Here is a 20,947-nt window from a genome sequence, read left to right as displayed (position 1 = left end):
TGGGCTTTCCTGCGGTCAGGCTTTCTTAGTGTCCGGCTTGGCGCCGAGTTTGGGGAAGAACTGCATGATACCGCCGATGCAGGCGAGGTAAAGTCCGGTGATGGTGATGCCGACCTTGGTAAAGACGCTGACCTGTTCGCCCAAAACGCCGATCTGGTCGTAGAAGGCGGCAAGGGCCGCCTGCGCCAGCGCCAGCGCACCGAAAGCGCACCAGAGCAGCGTCATGCCAAGATTGATTGGCCGCAGCCGCACCACCCGCACGGGGTGAATGAAGTTGATCGGCACGAAGGTGAGGATGCCGGCCGCCACGACGACGCCGAAGGACACCCACTGTCCCGGCTCGATGACGAACAGCGTGAACACGACCATGTTCCAGACCACCGGAAAGCCTTTGAAGAAGTTCTCCTTCGTCTTCATTCCGGTGTCGGCATAATAGATGGCGCTGGACACCACGATGATGGCCGCCGACAGGAAAGACAGCCCTTCGCCCATGAAGCCGCGCTGGTAGAGTGCGAAGGCCGGGATCAGCACGTAGGTGACATAGTCGATGATGTTGTCGAGGAGTTCGCCCGACCAGGTCGGCAAAATCTCCTTGACCTCGAGCTTGCGCGCGATCGGCCCGTCTATGCCGTCGACGAACAGCGCCAGACCCAGCCACCAGAACATCGCCGTCCAGCGTTGCTCGCTTGCCGCCACCAGAGACAGGAAGGCCAGGAACGAGCCAGACGCGGTCAACAGATGCACCGAGAATGCCCGCGCCTGCGGCCAGGTGACCTTCTTCTTCGGCCTCGGAATCCGGTCGGTGATCTTTTTGGCGGCGTTTCTGGCGGTTGTGTTCTTGCTCACGGGCCCCGCCAATCCAGTTTGCAGATTTCGGCCGAGCGGCCGGCAAAGTTCCAGTTGCGGCCGAAAGCCCGCATCTTGCTCTTGTCGGACCTGGCCACGATGATCTCCGGCGCGATCCAGTATTCCGAGTTGCCGATCACGGTATCCTTCTCGCGATCCTTGCCGGGAATCGGTGTGACCGCCCCGTCGATGATCTTCGGTATCTGGAAAATACGGGTCTTGTCACGCGTCTCGTAGGTGATCGGCACCTGCTCGACGCCGAGGAACTTGCCGACAAGGATCGACAACAGCGCGGTGGTTCCGCCGGCCTTCCCGGTGAAGATCCTGGTCAGCGCTTTCACCGCATAGACGGAGGCTCGCTTGTCGATGAACAGGCCTGCGGTCCAGTTGCCGCGGCTCATATAGCCGGGGATTTCCATGACCAGACCGAGATTGAGGCCGGACAGGTCGACCTCGCCGAAATGGCCTGCGTCGATGCGGAAGCCCGCCCAGGTCTGACAATAACCCTCCGTCGGCGGATGGCTGCCAAGCGACAGCACGCAAGGACAAAAAACCGTGCAATTGCAGGAGAGCACGAGCTCTCCTTTCATTGCCCAGCCTTGCTCTGCCATGGAATTATCCCCCGTCATGCCGAGACTACTAGCAGGGCGATTGCCCAGACAAGCAGTATCGCACCGGCCACTCGGGTTGGAAGGCTGCCGGTGGTCTGTTTTTCGATCAAGGTGAACAGGCCGATCAGCGCCATCCAGAACACGTTCATCGCGCCGACGGCAAACATCACCAGCATCAGCGCCCAGCAGCAGCCGAGGCACCACAGGCCCTGCTTCAGCCCTAGCCGGAAGATGCCACCCGGCTCCGCGCTCCAGTTGGAAAACAGTGTCGAGAACGGGTTCCGGCATTTTGTCAGGCAGGCCTGCTTGAGGCTGCTGAACTGGTAGAGGCCGGCAACCAGCAGCGCGGCCGCCGCGGCAAGGCCGCTCACCGGATCGAGCAATCGAGCGGAGGACGCAAATGCGTGGACGAGCAACGTCAGCACCGCGAAGCCGATAGAGGCGACAAGCCATGTCGAGAGGTAGCCGGCAACCAGGACCAGCGGGTGGGCCACCGGCTCGCCCTTGATGCGGGCGGTGTCGGCGATTTCACAATAGGTACGGATCATCGGCGCCGCCGACGGCAGCATCGTCGCCACAGCCATCGAAAACCACATCACGATCAACGCCAGAAGCTGTGCGCCGCCGGCATCAAGTGGTGCGGGCGTCAGGCACATGCCGAAGAAGCGGTCGAGGACATCCGGCAGCGGCAGTTGCGGCAGATATCGCAGGACCACATCGCCTGGTACGCCGGGGAGCCGGCCTTCGGCGCCGCGGATCGCCATGGCGCCGAGAATGAACCAGGCGAGCAGAATGCCGCCGACGATGGCGATGTTGACCGTCAGGCGGGGGCTGCGGGCCAGGCTTGCCGTGGCGCGGCCGGCGCGGTCGAGATGGCTGAAATCGTCCTGCTGGCCGGTCATGACAACCGAATGAGCCTAATCGCCGCGTTGATCAAGCCGCATGGTCTGACCTATATCCATGGGTAGACACCTGCATCGCAAACTGGAAGTCCAATTTGGATCATCGCGAGACAGCACGGATACTGGTAGCCGGCAGCGGCCCTGCCGGACTGATCGCGGCGCTCGGTTTCGCCGAGGCGGGCTTTCCGGTAACCCTGGTCGGACCCGAAGCAGGCGGGCCCGATGGCCGGACCACGGCGCTGATGAACCCTGCTCTCAAGGTTCTCGATCGGCTGGGCGTGCTGGCCGAACTTGCGCCGAAGGCCGCGCCGCTGAAGGTCATGCGCATCGTTGATGCGACCAGCCGGCTGATCCGCAGCCCGGTGGTGACTTTTCGCGCCATAGAGATCGGCGAGGAGCAGTTCGGGCTCAACCTGCCCAACAGTGCGCTGAACCCGACGCTGGCCAAGTCCGTCGCGGCGCATCCCGGCATCGAATGGCTGACGTCGATGGTCGAGAGTTGGCGTCTGGACGCCGATCAGGCGCATGCCGTCTTGACTGATGGTCGCGAAGTCTCGGCCGCGCTTGCGGTCGCTGCCGATGGGCGCCTGTCGCCGGCGCGCGAGGCGGCAGGCATAGTGGCCTCGGTGCGATCCTACCGCCAAGCGGCGCTGGTGCTGAATTTTGGCCATCGCAGCGAACACGGCTTCACCTCGACCGAGTTCCACACAGAGACCGGGCCGTTCACCCAGGTGCCGTTGCCCGGCAACCGCTCCAGCCTCGTCTGGGTGGTGAAACCGGAGACGGCGAAGGACCTCGCCGCACTCGATGACGCGACGCTTTCCGAGCGTGTCGAGCAGCAGATGCAGTCGATGCTGGGCCGGGTGTCGGTCGAGCCCGGCCGACAAATTTACCCGCTATCAGCGGCATCACCGGGGCGCTTCGCGCAAAACCGGGTGGCGCTGGTCGGCGAGGCTGCACATGTATTCCCGCCGATCGGAGCCCAAGGTCTCAACCTCGGCATCAGGGACATCGAGGATCTGATTGGAATCGCTGGTGAAAATCGCGGCGACCCCGGCGCCGCGAAGGCCCTGGCCGCCTATGATTCCAGGCGCCGTCCCGACGTTCTGGCGCGTTCGGGCGCGGTCAATCTGCTTAACATGTCGTTGCTGTCGGACATGTTGCCGGCGCAGATGGCACGCAGCGCCGGCCTCAATGTGCTCGGCAGTTTCGCGCCGCTGCGCGCCTTTTTCATGCGCGAAGGCTTGAGGCCGGGCAGCGGCTTTGCGGCGCTTGCCGGCGGTTCAGGGAAACAGGTCCGGCGGTAAGATGCCGTGGCGGATCATGTAGAGCAGCCCGGTCACCGTCAGCACCGAGAGACAGGTGGTGATCAGCACGCTGGCCGAGGCGCGTTGCACCCAGACGCCATATTGCTGGGCGATAACGAAGACGTTAGTTGCGGTCGGTAATGCCGCCAAAAGCACGGCTGAAAAAACCCAGATTTCGGAAAAGTTCCCGATCCAGCTCAGCACGACGTAGCAGAGCGATGGATGCAGGATCAGCTTCAGCGCCGCGATCGACGCCAACTCATGCGGCACGCGGTTGAGGGGCCGGAGCGCAAGCGTCACGCCCATGGCAAACAGGGCGCAAGGGGCGGCCGCCCGAGACAGATATTCGAGCAGGCGATCGACCGGCTGCGGTGGGTGAAAGCCGAGATAGGCGGCGCCGACGCCAAGCGCGGTCGCGATGATGAACGGGTGCAGGACGATTTTCCTGACTACGCCGAGGATGAGCCGCCACGGCGATGTCTTGTCGTCGCCCGACAGCGCCATCATCATCGGCGCGATGGCGAAATGCATGATATTTTCGAAGCAGAAGATCAGCGCAACGGGGACCGCCGCTTGTTCGCCGAAGGCGAGCAGCGCCAGCCCCGGCCCCATATAGCCGATATTGCCGTAGGCCGCGGCCAGCGCCTTGATCGTCGACTGGGCGATCTCGCCGCGCGACGCCGTCACCGACCATACGAACATGATCGAGAAGATCGTGTAGGTGGAAAATACCGAGCCGAAGATGAAGCGCCATTCGGTCAACTGTTCGAACGGCGTGCGGGCCAGCAATTGGAAGAACAGGGCAGGAAGCGCGACATAGACGATGAAGGTGTTCATCCAGCCAAGCGCTTCCAGCGGCTGCCTGGTCATGCGCGCGACCAGAAAGCCGATGAAAATCAGCCCGAAGAACGGAAGAACAAGACCGACAATGTCAGACATTTTTGCCCTGGCCCGAAACCCCGGGACTGGGCTAGCCCGTAGCTTCATCAGGCGTCAAGCGCTTCGGCATTGAACTGACACGCTATCTGCGCCAAATAAAGCCTGATCCCAGACCTAAGTCGGGCTCGATTTTTGGCCACGGTGTGTGTAAATTCAAAGTCTTAGAGCGCTCTTCGCACATTCGAGGGGACGCCGGGCGCTCTAGAGGCTTAGTGGTGAGTATGATGAAAACGGCCAAATTTTCGATCGGACAGGTGGTTCGTCATCGGCTGTTTCCGTTCCGCGGCATCATTTTCGATGTCGATCCGCAATTCGCCAACACCGACGAATGGTACGAAGCCATCCCGGCCGACGTGCGGCCGCGCAAGGACCAGCCGTTCTACCATCTGCTCGCCGAGAATTCGGAAACCGAATACATCGCCTATGTCTCCGAGCAGAACCTGCTCGAGGATCAATCGGGCGAACCGGTCCGGCATCCACAGATCGGCGAGATGTTCGACAAGCGGCCCGACGGACGCTATGAGCCAAAACGCCAGTCGAGACACTGACATCACCTTGCATCGACGTGACGACAACAAAAAAGCGGGGCATGACCCCGCTTTTTGTCGCTCCGGTATCTGTCCCGGCGATTAGTTGGCGGCTTTGGCCTTGGCCTGCTCGTCCTTGAGCTTCTTGGCGAAGTCCTGGTTGTTCTTGACGACGAAATCCTGAAGTTTTTTCTGCCGGTCCTCGATGTCCGACTGCTGCAGCGGCGCGCCGTCAAAGGCGCCGCTGAAGCCGGTCAAGGCAACCTTGATTGGATTTGGCTGACTCTGGAAGTTGATCGAGGTCAGCGTGATCGCCTGTCCCTTCTTGAAGGAAGCGACGAGCGCGTCGGTCAGCGGCACTTCGGCAACGCAACGGTCGGCGAAGCAAATGACATAATCCAGCTTCGTCGCCTTGCCGGCGTCTATTTGCAGGGCGATGCCGGGGGGCACCAGGCGACCTGGGGGAACCGTGACCTGGAAGACCTTGCGGTTTACCTTGCCCTTCAACTCGATCAGGCTGACGCCGGTGACGAACTGGCCGTTGCCGGCAGTGATGATGTTCTGGACATTGCAGATGTCGACATCTTCCTGCTTGGTGCAGGCCTTGAACCAACCCTGCGGAATCTGTTGCTGTGCCGAAGCGGTGGGAAGTCCGGCGCCCAGAAAGCCGACCACGCCCGCGGCCAGGACCGAAAGGCGGTATGCGTTGCTGTTCAGGCTCGTCATGTCGTGCATTTCCTCTCAAATGATCCCGGGACCGGCTTCTTCGCGCCGTGTGGTCCTGCTACCTGTTGCCGAATTGAGGCAACAGAATGACTTCGGAGCGCGTGTTACACTGCATGAGCAGCCGAATCCAGCCCGCCGCCTGCAATTCTTGGCCTCGCAATTTGGGTCGTGCGATTTGGATTAATGTATCTGGCCGGAGCGCCGCGGCGCCATGTTAGGGTGCACTCCGAATCATCAAGCCGCCCAGTAAGGAGACGGTCATGGGCCGCATTCTTGTTTGGCTGATCGCCGCAATCTCGTTCTTCGCCTTTGCACCCGGCGTGGCGATGTCGGAACCGAAACATGCCATCGCCATGCAGGGCGAGCCGGCGCTGCCAGCCGACTACCAGCATTTCGACTACGTCAATCCCGATGCGCCCAAGGGCGGCAACATCACTTACTGCGTCGTCGGCAGCTTCGACAATCTGAACCCGTTCATCCTGAAGAGCCTGCGCACCACGGCGCGCGGCATGCAGGACCTCATTTTCGGCAATCTCGTCTTCGAGCCGTTGATGATGCGCAACTACGACGAGGCCTTCACCCTCTATGGCCTGCTCGCAGACAGCGCCGATATGGACCTGGAGCGCAAATCGATCGAATTCCACCTTAATCCAAATGCGAAGTGGTCGGACGGTGAGCCGGTGACGCCGGATGACGTGCTGTTCACCTACGATGTCTTCACCGACAAGGGCCGCCCGCCCTACAGGGATCGCATGAGCCTGATCGCCAAGCTCGAAAAGACCGGCGATCACAGCGTGCGCTTCACCTTCAACGACAAGGCCAATCGCGAGACCCCCTTGATCATCGCGCTGACGCCGATCATCCCAAAGCACGCCTTCAACAAGGATACCTTCGACAAGACGACGCTGAAGCCGGTGATCGGCAGCGGTCCCTACACCATCGACAAGGTGCAGCCGGGACAGCGCATCGTCTTCAAGCGCAATCCGAATTACTGGGGCAAGGACATCCCTTCCAAGCGCGGCTTCGACAATTACGACCAGATCACCATCGAGTACTTCCTCAACGCCAATGCCAAGACGGAAGCGTTCAAGAAAGGCATCTGCGCCATTTACGATGAGGGCGATCCGGTCAAGCGCGAGCGCGATATCGATTTTCCCGCCTTTCATCGCGGCGAGGTGATCGCCGAGACCTTCGACACCGGCATACCGCCCGTGGTGACCGGGTTCCTGTTCAACACGCGGCTGGAGAAGTTTTCCAATCCGGAGGTGCGGCGCGCGCTCGGCATGCTCTACGACTTCGAATGGGCCAACAAGAACCTGTTCGGCGGTAAGTACACGCGCACGATGAGCTACTGGCAGAATTCCGAACTTTCTGCGCTCGGCCATCCCGCCAGCGACAGGGAAAAGGCGCTGCTGGCGCCCTACCCCGGCCGCGTGCCGGCCGATGTCATGGACGGCAGCTGGCGCCCGCCGGTGAATGACGGCACCGGCCAGGACCGTAAGGTGCTGAAGGTGGCGTTCGACCTGCTGAAGAGCCAGGGCTACACCGTCAAGGACGGGGTCCTGCTGGACCCAAAGGGAAACCCGTTCGGTTTCGAGATCCTGACGGCCTCGCAGGACGAGGAACGCTTTGCCGCCATCTATCAGCGCTCGCTGGAAAAGATCGGCATCGCGGTGACCATCCGCAGCCTCGAGGCCGACCAGATCCAGTCGCGCAAGCAGCGTTTCGACTTTGAGGTTCTTGTCGGGTCGAGCGGGTTCAGCAACTCGCTGTCTCCCGGTATGGAGCAGAACCTTCGCTGGGGTTCTTCAGAGGCCAAAAGAGAAGGTTCATTCAATCTGGCCGGCGTCGCCGATCCGGCGGTCGACGCGGCGATCGACGCGATGCTGAGAGCACGGACCAAGGAAGACTATGTCGCCGCCGTGCGCGTGCTCGACCGATTGCTGATCTCCGGCAATTACATGGTGCCGATGCAGTACAACGCGCAGCAATGGCTCGCTTATTGGAATTACCTGGACCATCCCAAAAAGACGCCCATATTCGGTTATCAATGGCCGACCTGGTGGCGCAAGCCGAACTGAGCGTGGCCGAGATCGGTCTCGCTGAAACGTTCGGCTGCAGGAGATCAAGATGAGCGATGACAATTCCATTACCGTCGACGTGGTTTCCGACGTCGTCTGCCCCTGGTGCTTCGTCGGCCAGAAGCGGCTGGATAAAGCGATTGCCGCTGCCGGCGACGTTGAGGTTCATGTGCGCTGGCGGCCGTTCCAGCTCGACCCGACCATCCCGCCCGAGGGCAAGGACCGGCGCGAATACATGCTGGCCAAATTCGGCAGCGACGAGCGCATCCGTCAGATGCATGCCCGCATAGAGCCGCTCGGCGAAGCCGAAGGCATCGATTTCGCTTTCGACGCCATCAAGGTGGCCGCCAACACGCTGGACGCGCATCGTGTCATCCGCTGGGCCGGTGCCGCCGGTGAAGCCGTGCAGAACCGGCTCGTGCGCCGGCTGTTCCAGCTGTATTTCGAGGAAGGCGGCAATATTGGCGACCACGCCGTGCTGGTCGATGCCGCCCGCGAGGCAGGCATGGACGCTGCCGTGGTCGAAACGCTGTTGCCGACCGATGCCGACGTCGAGGAGGTGCGCACAGAAATCGCCACGGCATCGCGGATGGGGATCACCGGCGTGCCGTGTTTCCTGCTCGAAGGCAAATACGCCGTCATGGGCGCGCAGGACCCCGACACGCTGACGGATGCCATCCGCCAGGTCGCGGCTGCAAAGGCCAAGGGCGAGCTGGAAAAGGCCGGCTGACCGAAGTTATTTCACCGTCACCTTGGCTTTGCTGAGGAAGAAGCCATGCCCGTTGCTGCCCGTGCAGGTCAGTCCCTTGGTTGACGACTGGCAGGTAAACGGCCCTTTGCTCCAGCTGTTGCCATAGGCCAGCTTCGCGACATCGCTGCAGCAGCCCTGCTCTCCCGGATTCTTGATCAAGGTCGCCGGGCCGTTCGGCCCAAGGATCACGGTGACGTAGCTGGGCTCGACGCGCGAACAGCTCAGTTCCGGACCGCCATCCTGTGGTTCGTAGGTGCTGGTGCCGCCCTTCGGCGTGTAGATGCAGCCGATGTTGCCGGACGGAGCATTGAACTCGATTTGCCCTTCGGCGCTTGCCGGAATGGTCTGGCTGACGGCATGCGCAAGAGGCAGCCAGGCAAAGAGCGTCACCATTGCGGGAACGGCTGCGCGTGCAAGCATTGGGGAGCTTCCTTGTTGGGGACCGGACATGCATCGGTGCCGACAGTGCCCGGCAAGGTTCATTCCAGTGCGCTTGATTGTCAAACGGTGTTGAGCTGCAGCTAAAAAGCGTGGGCCAACTCATGAGCAGTCGCCGTGCAGGAGCGACGATCTTGCGTGCCCAACCATGATGGCCGGTGAAATGATTCGGGCGGCCTGGGGCGATCACGGACGGCAATTTTTCGGGCGATCCGGTTAGCGCGCGGTGGGAAAACCGGCCGACGGGCAGGCCTTTTGGTCACAAAGCCGTGTATGAGCCTTCCCTCAGGGAATATATTCGCACATCTGAGCGTTCTCGCAACACCTTGAAACAAAGGACAAATTCGGCCCAAAGACGGCGGTCTCGCAGCACCAACTGTTGCCTCATGGCAACGGCGGGTGGGCTGCTTCACATTCGCCGGGATAAAATTCATAGAAAATGATCAATTGGTGTTACTATCCGTAACAAAACTAAAAAGGTTTGGGCGGGATTGTGATTCGGGTCGACAGACCGCGACGTTCAATATCGGCACTTTGGAACCGCGACGCCCCCGCCGGGCCGTCGCCCCTGACGCCAGTATCGTCGATGCGGACCTTCTGGGGACTGATGCGGGCCTACTGGTTCTCGGACCGGTGGAGAGAGGCCTGGGCTCTCACCGTCGTCCTCGCACTCATCATAGCCCTGTCGAGCAAGGCCGACGTCTGGTTTACCGTGTTGGCGGGCGAACTGGCAGCCTCAATCGCTTTTTTCCACGACGCCGCGAATACCACGCCCCTTGAATCAGTGCTTACCAATGCCGGCCTGCTTGTGCTGCTGGTCGTGTTCAAGGACATGGGAATCATAGGCGCCTGCAAATTTGTATCGGCGACATTGCATCGCAAATGGCGCGCCTGGTTGAACGCGCGTTTCAATGCGGCGCTGCTTGATACCAACCATACTCACTACCACGCTCAGAATGGCTCGCCAGATGCGCCAGCGCCCGACAACATCGATCAGCGCGTGCAGGAATCCATCAAAGACATGGCGGGCGGCGCCATCGGGCTTGCCCAAGGTGTCTTCGGCGTCTTCACCTCACTTTATTTTGTCGGCGGCGCTTTGCTGGCGAATTCCGTGGAGGTAAAAGGCCTGGATGCCCTCGGCAGCTATGGCAGCGCCGTCCTCGCTCTGCTGGCGGTTGCCATCTATGTGCCCGTCAATACCTGGATCGCGATCAAACTCGGCGGAATGCTGGAGTGGCTCAATGTCAGGATGCAGAAGGCCGAAGGCACCTATCGCAGCGAGCTGATCACCTTGTTGCGCCGCAGTTTCCATGTGTCGGCGTCGCAAGGCGAAGACGTGCAAAAGACGATACATGGACGGCTCTATCTCGATATCGATACCACCTGGTCGAAGCTCAACATCGTCAACACCCTCTATGCGGGATTCGAATCGGTCTATAATTTCGTCGGGGCCAAAGTTGTCGCCTACGGACCTGGTCTGGTGCCGTTCATCCACAACGGCGTCGACCTCAAGGGCTACATAACCGGTTCCGAGCAGGTCAACGCGCTGATCAGCAAATGTTCCTGGTTCATCCATGTCATGCCGAGTCTCGCCACCTTGCGGGCCAACAGCCAGCGCGTCATCGAGTTGGCGCACGCCATTGAAAACGTCCAACAGCCGCAGGAATTCTACAGCCAGACCGGCCGTTCCGATTTCCACTATGCCAGCCAGAACCCGGTCTTCGGCCTGACCATCCAGAAGCTTGAACTGGCGCATCAGGGTGAAGACGCCACGCCGTTCCTGAGCGCAGCCAATCTGCGCTTTCGGCGCGGCGAGTGGGCATTCCTCAAGGGCGAATCCGGCTGCGGCAAGACTTCGCTGATCAAGGCGATCAACGGCTTGTGGCCTTATGGCCGCGGCACCATCGTCTTCCCTGACGGTGTGAGGAGCTTCTATGCCGCACAGGAGGTCAAGCTGCAGCTGGTGTCGCTGAAGCAGCTGGTGTGCCTGCCCGGCTCCGAGGACGACTATGGCGATGCGCAGGTCGCGGCAGCCCTGCACAAGGCCGGCCTTGGCGATTTCATCGAACACATGGCCGATGAAAGCCGCGAGGGAAAGATCTGGGACCAGCTGCTGTCCGGCGGCCAGAAGCAGAAGCTGGTCGTGGCCCGCATCGTGCTGCAGCAACCGGGACTGTTGTTCCTCGACGAAGCGACCGGCGCGCTCGATCCGGATGGCAAGATCGCCTTCCACCAGGCCATCAAGGACAACTGTCCCGATGTCACGGTGATCAGCATCATGCATGAGGCGGTGCCGCCACGTTCGGCCTCGGGCGAGGAATTCTACCATAGCGTGGTCGCGATCGCCGACGGCGTCGCCACCAAGAGGCCGCTTGTTCCGAACCTTCCGCGCGAGCTCACCACCATCCTTACGCAGCCGCGGCCGGTCGAGGACAAATGGATGCGTTTTTCACGCCGGCTGAAGCAGAAATAGCAGCCACGCCGAAGCGCGTTCCGCCACTGGCGGCGGGGCACTCGCTCCCTCCCCCTTCAATAATCATCACAGTCTCGCGATTGGGCCGGCTCCCGGCTGTTTTCCGCCACCCCCGCGATTGACTCGCCAAGATGCGCTCCTATGTTGCGCCCGCTCGCTGAATTCCAACTCGAACCCGCGAGCAGAAAGGTCACCGCGCCATGCCTGGCGACAGTAGTCGAACGCAACCGCCGTCCGCCTCGATGTGACCTCTAACGGCTCACGTCCCGCCGGACGGCAAGGAGTGAGCCATGAACGAATTTACCCCCCGTCGTAGCGGGCGACGATGCCGTCGCTATCGCGCGTATCCTTGCCAATGATCACGTCGCCGATGTCGTCGAGGCCCTGAACCGGGAAGCTCGCGATACCGCGATAGAACTGCTTTGCGAAATGCCGTTCGAGCGGCTGGTCGAGATCTTCGACCAGCCTGAACTCGACGGCGCCTCCGATCTGGCCGAGGCGCTGCCGCGCGCCAAGGCGTGCAAGCTGCTGACCGCCATGTCGGTCGACCGCGCCGCCGATATTCTGCGAGAGCTGGATGAGCCGACGCGCTCCGAGCTGCTCGGCGGGTTGGTCCCGCCGCTGCGGGCAACGCTGCTTTCCATTCTCGGCTATCCCGAAGGCAGCGCCGCCTCAATCATGACGACCGAATTCGTCAGCGTGCCGTCGGACTGGTCCGTCGGGCGCACGCTCGACTACATCCGCAAGGTGGAGCGGACGCGGGAGACCGTCTACGCCATCTACATCGTCGATCCAGACACGCATGTGCTGGTGCGCTCGACCGGCCTGCGCCGGCTGATCACCGGCGAGCCGGACGATCCGATCCTGTCGGTGGCGCCGGATCGCGCCCCGGTGACGGTGACGCCGCTGACCGATCGCGAGACACTGGCGCAGACGATCTCCAAATATGACCTGCTCGCGGTTCCCGTCGTCGACCACGGCAAGATCCTCGGCATCGTCACCATCGACGACATCATTCGACACCATGATCGAGGAGACGACCGAGGACGCGCATCGTTTCGGCGGCATGGAGGCGCTCGACGAGCCCTACATGAAGATGAGCTTTCTCGCGATGATCAAGAAGCGCGGCGGCTGGCTGTGCGCGCTGTTCATCTCGGAGATGCTGACCGCCAATGCCATGCAAAGCTATGAAGGCGAACTGCAAAAAGCGATCGTGCTCACTCTGTTCATCCCGCTGATCATGAGCTCGGGCGGCAATTCCGGTTCGCAGGCGACCTCGCTCGTCATTCGCGCGCTGGCGCTGCGCGAGATCGGCCTTCGCGACTGGTGGCGGGTGGCGTTGCGCGAATTGCCCACCGGCTTCGTGCTCGGCGCCATGCTTGGCGTGGTCGGCATCTGCCGCATCGCGCTCTGGCAATATATGGGCTTCTACGATTATGGGCCGCATTGGCCGCTGATCGCGGCGACCGTGGGGGCAGCACTCGTCGGCATCGTCACCTTCGGCTCGCTGTCGGGGTCGATGCTGCCGTTCGCGCTGAAACGGATCGGCTTCGATCCGGCGGGCGCCTCGGCGCCGTTCGTCGCCACGCTGGTCGATGTCACCGGCCTGGTGATCTATTTCTCGGTGGCGCTGGTCATCCTGCGCGGCACTTTGTTGTAATAAGCTTCAGGCCTCCCATCGCGGTGGCAACAGCGGCTGCCATGGGGGGTTCTTCAAGATCGAGCGCGCGGGCGTCAATCGACCCGCACGCCGTTCTTCACGCGGTAGGTGGGCTTGTACATGGTGACCAGTTCCTCCGCTGCCGTCGGGTGGACGGCCATGGTGCGGTCGAAATCATCCTTGGTGACGCCGGCCTTCAGCGGAATGCCGAGCAACTGCGCCATCTCGCCGGCGTCCGGCCCGAGGATGTGCGCGCCGAGCACTTTTCGCGTGGCGCCATCGACCACCAGCTTCGTCAGCATCTTTTCGTCGCGGCCCGACAGCGTGTGCCGCATCGGCCGGAATGTGGCGCGGTAGATTTCGATATCGGAGTAGCGCTTGACGGCATCGTCCTCGGACAGCCCGACGGTGCCGATCTCCGGCTGTGAGAAGACGGCGGTCGGAATGGTGTCGTGGTCGGGCGCGGTCGGATTGCCCTTGAATGCGGTCTCGATGAAGCACATGGCTTCGTGGATCGCCACAGGCGTCAACTGCACGCGGTTGGTGACGTCGCCGATCGCCCAGATGTTGTCGATGTTGGTGCGGGAATACTGGTCGACAACGATGGCGCCGGTTATGCCGAGCTCGATACCGACGCCTTCCAGGCCCATATTCTCGGTGTTTGGGAGGCGGCCGATGGCGAGCATGACCTGGTCGATCGTCAGCACCTTGCCGCCGGTGACCAACGCATCCAGCCTGCCGTCCGGCCGTTTGCGGACCCATTCCGACACGGCGTGGCAGAGGATCTTGATCCCCTTCTTTTCCATGGTTTCGTGCAGCATGTGCCGCAGGTCCATGTCGAAGCGCGACAGTATCTCCTTGCCGCGATAGACCAGCGTGGTGTCGACGCCCAAGCCATGGAAGATATTGGCGAATTCGACGGCGATGTAGCCTCCGCCCTCGATCATGATCGCCTTCGGCAGTTGCTTGAGGTCGAAAACCTCATTGGAAAAGATGCAATGCTCGTGACCGGGCAGCGCCGGGTGCGGCGCCGGCCGGCCGCCGGTGGCGATCAGGATCTGGTCGGCGGTGACGGTGCGGTCATCGCCCAGGAGATGCACGACATGCGGGTCGACCAGCATGGCGCGCGAGTGGAACGTCTCGCCGCCGGCGCCTTTCACGTTCTTTTCGTAGATCGCTTCCAGACGGGCAATCTCGCGGTCCTTGTTGGCGACCAGCGTCGGCCAGTCGAAGCTCGCCTCCGGCACCGTCCAGCCATAGCCGGCGGCGTCGGCAAAATGCTCGGAAAATTGCGAGGCATAGACATAGAGTTTTTTCGGCACGCAGCCACGGATGACGCAGGTGCCGCCATAGCGGTATTCCTCGGCGATGCCGACACGCTTGCCGAGCGCTGCCGCCACGCGCGCCGCCCTCACCCCGCCGGAGCCGCCGCCGATGACGAAGAGATCGTAGTCGTAACCGGCCATGCTGCTGTTCCTTGCCTCAAGAAATGTTTGAGACAGGTAGGCCGCATGAAGCCAAAAGAAAAGCCCGGTTTCCACCGGGCTTTCTGGTCCAGCGGCAAGGATGCCGGTGGCGAAATCAGACGTCTTAGTTCTTCGGCGCTTCCGGCTGGTCACCGTCTGCGGGCGCATCGCCGTCGGCAGGTGCAGCGCCATCGGCAGGTGCAGCGCCATCGGCGGGGGCAGTTGCGTTATCCGGCGCAGGCGCGGCCGGGGCAGCGGCCTTCGCGGCGGCTGCCAGCGTTTCGCCGACCTGCTGGGCGAGATCGCGCGCCAGGCCGTTCTGCCAGATGTCGGCGGCCTTGACCAGTTCGCGCGTCACGTTGGGGCCGTTGTCGAGCAGCTTCTTGCCGGCATCGGAATTGTAGAAGGCGGCGATGTCGGTGAGATCCTTCTCGGAGAACACCTTGGCATAGGCGAGCGCTGCTTCCTTCTCCAGATCGGCACGGCGCGAGGCCAGCGCCAGTGCCTTTTCGCTGACGGTCTTGCCGATCAGCTCCTGCATATCAGGGTTCTTCTGGATAAGCTGCTGCTCGAGCGAGGCCGCCGCTTGCGGCAGGATGTTGTCGAACGAGTCGGTCGCGTGGATTGCCGTGACCGCCGCCCGCGCCGCCTTCAGATGCGATTCCGTGATCTCCTGCGAGAACGCCGGGGAGGAGAAGGCGAAAACGGCCGAAGCCGTCAGAACGGCGCAAAGATTGCGAACCCGGTTATGCAACATCATGATCGGTAGAACTCCCTGGTTTTCGGGCGGCATGGACGGTTTGGATGCCGTCGCCGCCGGCGATGATGGCCGCTGACGCCAGCCCGATGAAAAGACCATGCTCGACCACACCAGGAATGGCATGGAGAGCATTCGAAAGCGCTCTTGTATCCGGAATGCGGCCAAAAGATGCATCGAGGATAAAATGGCCGCCGTCTGTAACAAAAGGCTGGCCCCCCGTCATCCTCAATGTAACCGGGCCGGAAAGGCCGAGACTTTTGGCCGCTGCCGCGACCGCGATTTCGGTCGCGCGCAGGCCGAACCGGTTGACTTCGATCGGCAAGGGAAACCGGCCAAGGGTGTCGACCATCTTCGAGCGATCGGCAATGACGATCATGCGCTGAGATGCCGCCGCGACGATCTTCTCGCGCAGCAGCGCGCCGCCGCCACCCTTGATCAGGGTCAGCGCCGCGTCGATCTCGTCGGCGCCGTCGACGGTGAGGTCGAGCTCGGGCGTTTCCTCAAGCGTCGACAGCGGCACGCCGAGTTCGCGGCAAAGGGCTGCAGTGCGCTCCGACGTCGGCACGCCGATGACGGTCAAGCCCGCGGCGATCTTTTCGGCCAGCAGCCGCACGAATTCGTCGGCCGTCGTCCCGGTGCCGATGCCGATGCGCATGCCGTCGCTGACATGGGCAAGGGCAGCCCGCGCGGCCTCGACCTTCAACTGCCTCGCATCCATGCTCGCCCCGGGGATTTGGCTTGGTTCTGATTTTTCTGGATGCGCGCTCCTAGCACTTTTGCCCGCAGGGTCAAAGACTTTGGCTCGCACCGGCTTGCCTGAAAGAAGCGCAGCCGCTATCGCCTGCCTGCAATGCATCAGCCACAGGACAGGCCATGACCCAACCGATCATCGTGTTCGACCTCGACGGGACGCTGATCGACACGGCGCCGGACCTGCTCGACAGCCTCAACCACAGCCTTGCCGCCAGCGAGCTTGCCGCTGTCGACGAGGCCGGCTTCCGGCGTTTTGTCGGCCAGGGCGGACGGGTGATGATCGAGCGCGCGCATACCGCGCAGCAGAAGTCGCTGGCGGTGGAGGAGCACGACCGGCTGCTCAAGCTGTTCCTCGACCACTACACGCTCAACATCCCCGGCAAGTCCCGCCCCTACCCCGGCGTGGTCGAGGCGATCGCCCGCTTCGAGAAGGCCGGCTACCTGCTTGCCATCTGCACCAACAAATATGAGGCGAATTCGAAAGCGCTGATCGAGGCGCTCGGCCTGACCAAGCATTTCGCCGCGATCGCCGGCCAGGACACGTTCGCCTTCCGCAAGCCCGATGCGCGCCATCTGACCGAGACCATCCGGCTCGCCGGCGGCGACCCGGATCGAGCACTGATGGTCGGCGATTCGCAGACCGACATCGACACGGCCAAGGCCGCCGGCATTCCGGTGGTCGCCGTCGATTTCGGCTACACCGACCGCCATGTCAGGGAATTCGAGCCATCGGCGGTGATTTCGCATTTCGACGCGCTGACGCTCGACCTGGCGGAACGGCTGATTGCAGCGGCGGCCGGCTGAGCGAAACGGGGATTCCGCGGCAGCGCCTGTCCTCGGCTATTTCAGGCACAGAAGGCCGGCGCATCTCCTTGACTTCACGACCCTGCCTCCCTTATATCGCGGCTCGCTTGGCCTTCGGGCAACGAGCGGGCGATTAGCTCAGCGGGAGAGCACACCCTTCACACGGGTGGGGTCGCAGGTTCAATCCCTGCATCGCCCACCATCTAACACTTTCAAAACGTAGGATGAATTGATCCTGACGAATCCTATGAAAATCGGCATAGCGCGTAACCTGCTGAAGGCATGCTGCGAGACGACTTCCTCGCCTAACCATGGAAGCCGTGCAGCACCACGGTGCATTCTGGTACATGATGACCGGCCCATCTCTAAAAAGGTGGTGTCCATGGAGGCCTTGCTGCGATCCCGTTGACTTCCTCGCTGCGTTGACTGCAATGGGAGCTCTCACTCGGGGGAGCGTCGATGGCAAAGTTTCCCGCAATACAGAAGCTCTGTTTCGTCGTCGGGCCAATAGGCGGCAACGATAGCGACGATCGGGTTCACGCAGACTGGCTGCTGGAGGAAATTATCAAGCCCGTCTTTGAGGAGCATTTCCCGAATTTTCGGGTTGAACGCGCCGACAAGATTTCCAATCCTGGCCGCATCGATGAGCAGATTATCACAGCTCTGCTGTCGGCGGAGTTGGTCATTGCTGACCTCACTAACCTGAACCCGAATGCTTTTTATGAAATAGGCATCAGGCACGCGATCCAAAAGCCGACAATCCACATGCATCTTGAAGGACAAAAAATTCCCTTCGACATCAGCTCTTTTCGCTCGATCGAATTCTCTCGAAAGTGGCCGAAGGATCTGGAAGCTGCCCGGAAAACGCTAACGGAGTTCGTCAAAACAGCGGTCGCCGACGAGTATGTGGTGGACAATCCGGTCACCTTTTCACGCGGCAAAGTGGAGTTCGCCAAAACGGCTACGCCCTCTGAGAAAATCATGCAGGACCAGCTTTCAGACATCCTCAGGCGCCTCGGCACAATTGAGAATGCTCCATCAGCTTTCTCGGTACTTTTGCGTAATATGCCGAGCTTGGAGCCCACTAACGGGAAATACCGGCTCAATCCCGCTCTTACGAAGAGCATGCGAGTGCGGCTCGATTTGATGCAGATTGAGGTCAAGCCGCGTGAAGTGCAAGCAATTGGGTCTTTTCGCGAGGATATCGAGAGGCTTGCCGCACAATTTCTCGTGGGGTTCGATATTGCCGGCGATAACGTCTCGGTTGTGATTACGGTCGCCGACACTCCGCAAACCCGTCAGAACGTGGCTTTGCTTCTGAAAGCGGCACCATCCCATGATATGACAGCTCGGCTACTGTAGGGCTGTGACGCACAAGAAATGCCCCTCCGCTAGAAGGGGCACTCTCCGAGGAAGAAGATCGGCGTCCAATAAGGGCGCTGCCGAAACACGTTGTTAATGCATTCGAGCTGCCTTGCGCTTGGCCGGTCGCCCCGGAGGACGAACTGCTTTACGCCCTCGATACCCCGCGGTTTGGACATTGCCGACCGGGGATAGCCGTAGCGGTCAAGGTAGTAGTCGAAGATCTTGGGTGTTCTCTCCCTCGCAATAAAACTCCAGAATCATGGGAGTCTCCGTTAAAGGATGGTCGGGCTTGTTTTACGTGCGGCCCGTTCGCACGGCAGGTCACCGCCCAATCTTTCGTGCTGGCGGAGATGGGAAGGGCGCCTACGCGCGCGGGCTCCTTTCGAAGGAGCAATTCGCGGATCTGGAGCACCTCCGTAAAATCCGAAACGCAGAGGTCGGCGGCGGGGAGGCAAACATCTACACATTGGACGTGTTCCTGCGCCCCGGAGGCCAAGGCATTCCTGAAGGTGGAAGCGTGCTTCAGGAACGGCGATAAATCTGAACCACCGGAACTTCCTCCACGCGATGAATCCTGGCGGGCAAAGTGGAATGTGGACGATTAGTGGGCGAAAAAGCAGCTCGCAGGCTGCTCCTGATCGCCTCAGAATTGGGCGTGAGCGTTGTGGGGTCAAGGAAACTGCATGGCGCTCAATTGCGGGCCCGTCTCCCGTAGGTCCTGACGGAAAAGGCTTCGCCTACCAATGACACGTTTCGGCGCAGTAATGCAGGCCTAATGGCGTTACATCGTGAGCGACTGACTCACGTCTGAATTCGGACGCCATTCGCCGTCGGTACTGTCGAGGCCAACACGCGAATCCTTTTGTTGCTAATGGATATCGTTGGGTGCTATCTTATACTTATGCGTCCAGCGAACTCAATTTGATCTGCCGAATTATGGCAAAGCAATGGCCGACGTTTACAATAATATTGGTGACAGTCGTTTTATTTTCGATCATGGCTTTTGTTGTAGCTGCACCCGACGCCCCCTGCCCGGCGCAAAATCAAGTGAGCGACCCTTTAAAGCAGGTCGTCGAACTCCTGAACGGTATTCTAGATCTTGACATTACAATATGCACTGGAGTCGTGGGCCTTTCTGCCGCGCTTCTCCTCGGCATTCAGGGCGATATAAAGCTGAAAAAAGCGTCCCTCACGCTCCTTTCGATCTCTATTATTCTCCTCGTTCAATCCATTCTCTATGCCATCATATGGAGGCTGGGTTTGGCTAATCTGTGGTTCAACGATGCTGTTAGTTGCATTGCCAAGGATCCACAACAGACATCTTACAAGGCCCATTTTCTAGCTATGGGCTTGGGGATTTTTTTCTTTGCCGTTACGGTCGTCGTAGTGGCATTTGAACGTGCAAATAGCTCTTCGGACGGCGAAAATGCTCAATAGATATTTTGGTCTGATATCACTGCTCGTACTTTCGATAACTTCCGCAGATGTGGAGGCCCAAGTTTTCAAATATCGCCTATCTGCCGACGATTTCATCGCAGAATGGGTCAGCTCGACCGGGATTGTTGTCACGCCCCAAGCGAAAGGGGTCGTTTGGAAGGCGATATCGGTTGGCATTGAATCTCAAGCGAAGAACGCAGGGCTGGATACCGAAAGGGCGCAGGCCATTGCCGCCCTGATGGCAAACGCCGGATATGTTACGGTGGTGCCTGGCGGCGACTATGGATTTTGGAGCAATGGCACTAACAAATTTGCAATCAGCAGCCTCAACGAGTTTGAAGTGTTCGTTTCCGCCTCCAAATATACGAACGTAACTGACATTCTTTATAAGAGGCCAAGAATTAGGATTATAGTAAAGCCGACTCCGCCGCGCGATTATATAATTACTATCGATGGCCAACTCGTAGATTCTACCGAGCTAAGCGAATATGTCGTGAATGAGGGCACTGTAAGTGTTACGATAACTCGAAAGGATCGTAAAGACTGCCTTTGGGAAGGCGAGATGGCAGTGGGGGAGGTGAAAGACATAAGCTGTCGCCTGTGAGGATATTGACCCCCTGAAAATGATGGCGGCCTCCATCGCCACCATCTGCCATTCCTGAAGTACATTTCAGGCTTCTATTCAGCAGCTACAACTCGCCCCTTCCCCACCAAAATTCTTCTGCGCGAAATTCAGGGCGCTTGAGTAGCTGGTATAGCTCTGGAACTGGCAGACATCGGAGCCGTTGCGCACCTTCATCTGCTCGAGATCCCAGAACGAGACCTCGATGTGATCGTTGGCGCAATAGACCGTGTATTTTTCTGGCTCCAGCGCGCTGGCTTTCTGCAGCGGCATGGAGACGGCAGGAATGGAAAGTGCTGCAAGTGCAAGCATGACGGCGTGGCGTGTGCGCATGAAAAACCCCTTGAGTGAAACCGGCCCGTATTGTCGCCGCTAATTTGAAACGCTGCATCACGGCTTTTTGACGAACGACTTCTTCCGGTGCTCGGCTCGCAGCCGGCTAACTCCCTGTTTGACGCAATTCCCAAGGGAAAGCGCTT

The 20,947-nt window shown here is 60.5% G+C and carries 19 protein-coding genes, 1 tRNA gene and 1 pseudogene; 11 read left to right on the top strand and 10 right to left on the bottom strand.

What is annotated here, in order from left to right; translation table 11 throughout:
• Nucleotides 1–15: 15 nt before the first annotated feature.
• Genes pcsA through NKI96_RS15050 form a run of 3 tightly spaced genes read right to left on the bottom strand, consistent with a single transcriptional unit; the run spans nt 16 to nt 2,359 of the window.
• Entirely contained in the window at nt 16–846 is an 831-nt protein-coding gene (gene pcsA / locus NKI96_RS15060; RefSeq protein ID WP_023668966.1) for a phosphatidylcholine synthase, read from the bottom strand.
• Nucleotides 843–1,457, bottom strand: a complete 615-nt coding sequence (locus tag NKI96_RS15055; RefSeq protein ID WP_023688484.1) for a DUF1326 domain-containing protein — start codon at nt 1,455–1,457, stop codon at nt 843–845. The genes pcsA and NKI96_RS15055 overlap by 4 nt, the downstream gene beginning before the upstream one ends.
• Nucleotides 1,458–1,471: 14 nt before the next feature.
• Complete coding sequence (locus NKI96_RS15050) at nt 1,472–2,359, bottom strand: DUF2182 domain-containing protein (protein ID WP_352805005.1); 888 nt, start codon at nt 2,357–2,359, stop codon at nt 1,472–1,474.
• A gap of 95 nt (nt 2,360–2,454) precedes the next feature.
• Between NKI96_RS15050 and NKI96_RS15045 the strand changes: the two genes are divergently transcribed.
• Nucleotides 2,455–3,666: a UbiH/UbiF family hydroxylase gene (locus NKI96_RS15045; RefSeq protein WP_352805002.1), complete on the top strand. Its 1,212-nt coding sequence runs from the start codon at nt 2,455–2,457 to the stop codon at nt 3,664–3,666.
• Here the strand turns inward: NKI96_RS15045 and NKI96_RS15040 are convergent.
• Complete coding sequence (locus tag NKI96_RS15040) at nt 3,643–4,605, bottom strand: AEC family transporter (RefSeq protein WP_023741221.1); 963 nt, start codon at nt 4,603–4,605, stop codon at nt 3,643–3,645. The two genes, NKI96_RS15045 and NKI96_RS15040, sit on opposite strands and share 24 nt — an antisense overlap.
• A 224-nt stretch (nt 4,606–4,829) precedes the next feature.
• Here NKI96_RS15040 and hspQ point away from each other — a divergent pair, with 224 nt between their 5' ends.
• Complete coding sequence (gene hspQ, locus NKI96_RS15035; protein ID WP_023668971.1) at nt 4,830–5,153, top strand: heat shock protein HspQ; 324 nt, start codon at nt 4,830–4,832, stop codon at nt 5,151–5,153.
• Nucleotides 5,154–5,234: 81 nt separating this feature from the next.
• Here hspQ and NKI96_RS15030 read toward each other — a convergent pair whose 3' ends face one another.
• Complete coding sequence (locus NKI96_RS15030; RefSeq protein WP_023668972.1) at nt 5,235–5,858, bottom strand: invasion associated locus B family protein; 624 nt, start codon at nt 5,856–5,858, stop codon at nt 5,235–5,237.
• Nucleotides 5,859–6,118: 260 nt separating this feature from the next.
• On the opposite strand from NKI96_RS15030, the gene NKI96_RS15025 reads away from it, so the two are divergent.
• Nucleotides 6,119–7,939: an extracellular solute-binding protein gene (locus tag NKI96_RS15025; RefSeq protein WP_023726575.1), complete on the top strand. Its 1,821-nt coding sequence runs from the start codon at nt 6,119–6,121 to the stop codon at nt 7,937–7,939.
• A gap of 49 nt (nt 7,940–7,988) precedes the next feature.
• A complete protein-coding gene (locus NKI96_RS15020; protein ID WP_023755261.1) occupies nt 7,989–8,669 on the top strand; it encodes a DsbA family oxidoreductase in 681 nt (226 codons plus the stop codon).
• A 6-nt stretch (nt 8,670–8,675) separates the two neighbouring features.
• On the opposite strand, the gene NKI96_RS15015 is transcribed toward NKI96_RS15020, so the two are convergent.
• Nucleotides 8,676–9,083 (bottom strand): hypothetical protein, encoded by a 408-nt coding sequence (locus NKI96_RS15015; protein ID WP_196813629.1) that lies wholly within the window; start codon nt 9,081–9,083, stop codon nt 8,676–8,678.
• 631 nt (nt 9,084–9,714) lie between these two features.
• Between NKI96_RS15015 and NKI96_RS15010 the strand changes: the two genes are divergently transcribed.
• Together NKI96_RS15010 and mgtE are read left to right on the top strand one after the other, a co-directional pair.
• Nucleotides 9,715–11,601, top strand: coding sequence for an ABC transporter ATP-binding protein/permease (locus NKI96_RS15010; RefSeq protein WP_023696128.1), 1,887 nt, complete (start codon nt 9,715–9,717; stop codon nt 11,599–11,601).
• Nucleotides 11,602–11,937: 336 nt separating this feature from the next.
• A pseudogene (gene mgtE, locus NKI96_RS15005) lies at nt 11,938–13,261 on the top strand (magnesium transporter).
• 74 nt (nt 13,262–13,335) lie between these two features.
• On the opposite strand, the gene gor reads toward mgtE, so the two are convergent.
• The 3 genes from gor to rpiA form a co-directional block, all read right to left on the bottom strand.
• Nucleotides 13,336–14,727, bottom strand: coding sequence for a glutathione-disulfide reductase (gene gor, locus NKI96_RS15000; protein WP_352804998.1), 1,392 nt, complete (start codon nt 14,725–14,727; stop codon nt 13,336–13,338).
• A 124-nt stretch (nt 14,728–14,851) separates the two neighbouring features.
• Nucleotides 14,852–15,487 carry a DUF2059 domain-containing protein gene (locus NKI96_RS14995; RefSeq protein WP_352804996.1) on the bottom strand — a complete coding sequence of 212 codons (636 nt, stop codon included), beginning with the start codon at nt 15,485–15,487 and terminating at the stop codon, nt 14,852–14,854.
• The gene (gene rpiA / locus NKI96_RS14990) at nt 15,474–16,205 is read right to left on the bottom strand and encodes a ribose-5-phosphate isomerase RpiA (protein ID WP_023726579.1); all 732 of its coding nucleotides are present in this window, start codon (nt 16,203–16,205) and stop codon (nt 15,474–15,476) included. The genes NKI96_RS14995 and rpiA overlap by 14 nt, the downstream gene beginning before the upstream one ends.
• Nucleotides 16,206–16,360: 155 nt before the next feature.
• Here rpiA and NKI96_RS14985 point away from each other — a divergent pair, with 155 nt between their 5' ends.
• From NKI96_RS14985 to NKI96_RS14965, 5 genes are all read left to right on the top strand, one after another.
• Nucleotides 16,361–17,044: a phosphoglycolate phosphatase gene (locus NKI96_RS14985; protein WP_023805169.1), complete on the top strand. Its 684-nt coding sequence runs from the start codon at nt 16,361–16,363 to the stop codon at nt 17,042–17,044.
• Nucleotides 17,045–17,171: 127 nt separating this feature from the next.
• Nucleotides 17,172–17,246, top strand: a tRNA-Val gene (locus tag NKI96_RS14980).
• Nucleotides 17,247–17,503: 257 nt separating this feature from the next.
• On the top strand, nt 17,504–18,406 hold the full coding sequence (locus tag NKI96_RS14975) for a hypothetical protein (RefSeq protein ID WP_352804992.1): 903 nt from the start codon (nt 17,504–17,506) through the stop codon (nt 18,404–18,406).
• An 888-nt stretch (nt 18,407–19,294) separates the two neighbouring features.
• A complete protein-coding gene (locus tag NKI96_RS14970; protein ID WP_352804989.1) occupies nt 19,295–19,846 on the top strand; it encodes a hypothetical protein in 552 nt (183 codons plus the stop codon).
• The gene (locus NKI96_RS14965) at nt 19,836–20,450 is read left to right on the top strand and encodes a hypothetical protein (protein ID WP_352804987.1); all 615 of its coding nucleotides are present in this window, start codon (nt 19,836–19,838) and stop codon (nt 20,448–20,450) included. Before NKI96_RS14970 ends, NKI96_RS14965 begins: the two co-directional genes overlap by 11 nt.
• 78 nt (nt 20,451–20,528) lie before the next feature.
• Here the strand turns inward: NKI96_RS14965 and NKI96_RS14960 are convergent, their stop codons facing one another.
• A complete protein-coding gene (locus NKI96_RS14960; protein WP_155922395.1) occupies nt 20,529–20,801 on the bottom strand; it encodes a hypothetical protein in 273 nt (90 codons plus the stop codon).
• Nucleotides 20,802–20,947: the final 146 nt, after the last annotated feature.

The organism is Mesorhizobium sp. M0292 (assembly GCF_040321695.1).
Classification (GTDB): Bacteria; Pseudomonadota; Alphaproteobacteria; order Rhizobiales; family Rhizobiaceae; genus Mesorhizobium.
The sequence above is the reverse complement of the archived record's forward strand: the minus strand, read 5'-3'. Positions and strand labels throughout refer to the sequence as shown.

What these genes read in the sequence shown, in the direction of transcription:
- NKI96_RS14965 (WP_352804987.1), top strand. Translation starts at nt 19,836, where the DNA reads ATGCTCAATAGATATTTTGGTCTGATATCACTGCTCGTACTTTCGATA.
- NKI96_RS15010 (WP_023696128.1), top strand. Translation starts at nt 9,715, where the DNA reads ATGCGGACCTTCTGGGGACTGATGCGGGCCTACTGGTTCTCGGACCGG.
- NKI96_RS15030 (WP_023668972.1), bottom strand. Translation starts at nt 5,858, where the DNA reads ATGACGAGCCTGAACAGCAACGCATACCGCCTTTCGGTCCTGGCCGCG.
- gor (WP_352804998.1), bottom strand. Translation starts at nt 14,727, where the DNA reads ATGGCCGGTTACGACTACGATCTCTTCGTCATCGGCGGCGGCTCCGGC.
- hspQ (WP_023668971.1), top strand. Translation starts at nt 4,830, where the DNA reads ATGAAAACGGCCAAATTTTCGATCGGACAGGTGGTTCGTCATCGGCTG.
- NKI96_RS15040 (WP_023741221.1), bottom strand. Translation starts at nt 4,605, where the DNA reads ATGTCTGACATTGTCGGTCTTGTTCTTCCGTTCTTCGGGCTGATTTTC.
- rpiA (WP_023726579.1), bottom strand. Translation starts at nt 16,205, where the DNA reads ATGGATGCGAGGCAGTTGAAGGTCGAGGCCGCGCGGGCTGCCCTTGCC.
- NKI96_RS14985 (WP_023805169.1), top strand. Translation starts at nt 16,361, where the DNA reads ATGACCCAACCGATCATCGTGTTCGACCTCGACGGGACGCTGATCGAC.
- NKI96_RS15015 (WP_196813629.1), bottom strand. Translation starts at nt 9,083, where the DNA reads ATGGTGACGCTCTTTGCCTGGCTGCCTCTTGCGCATGCCGTCAGCCAG.
- NKI96_RS15025 (WP_023726575.1), top strand. Translation starts at nt 6,119, where the DNA reads ATGGGCCGCATTCTTGTTTGGCTGATCGCCGCAATCTCGTTCTTCGCC.
- NKI96_RS15020 (WP_023755261.1), top strand. Translation starts at nt 7,989, where the DNA reads ATGAGCGATGACAATTCCATTACCGTCGACGTGGTTTCCGACGTCGTC.
- NKI96_RS15050 (WP_352805005.1), bottom strand. Translation starts at nt 2,359, where the DNA reads ATGACCGGCCAGCAGGACGATTTCAGCCATCTCGACCGCGCCGGCCGC.
- NKI96_RS14975 (WP_352804992.1), top strand. Translation starts at nt 17,504, where the DNA reads ATGGCAAAGTTTCCCGCAATACAGAAGCTCTGTTTCGTCGTCGGGCCA.
- NKI96_RS15055 (WP_023688484.1), bottom strand. Translation starts at nt 1,457, where the DNA reads ATGGCAGAGCAAGGCTGGGCAATGAAAGGAGAGCTCGTGCTCTCCTGC.
- NKI96_RS14960 (WP_155922395.1), bottom strand. Translation starts at nt 20,801, where the DNA reads ATGCGCACACGCCACGCCGTCATGCTTGCACTTGCAGCACTTTCCATT.
- NKI96_RS14995 (WP_352804996.1), bottom strand. Translation starts at nt 15,487, where the DNA reads ATGATGTTGCATAACCGGGTTCGCAATCTTTGCGCCGTTCTGACGGCT.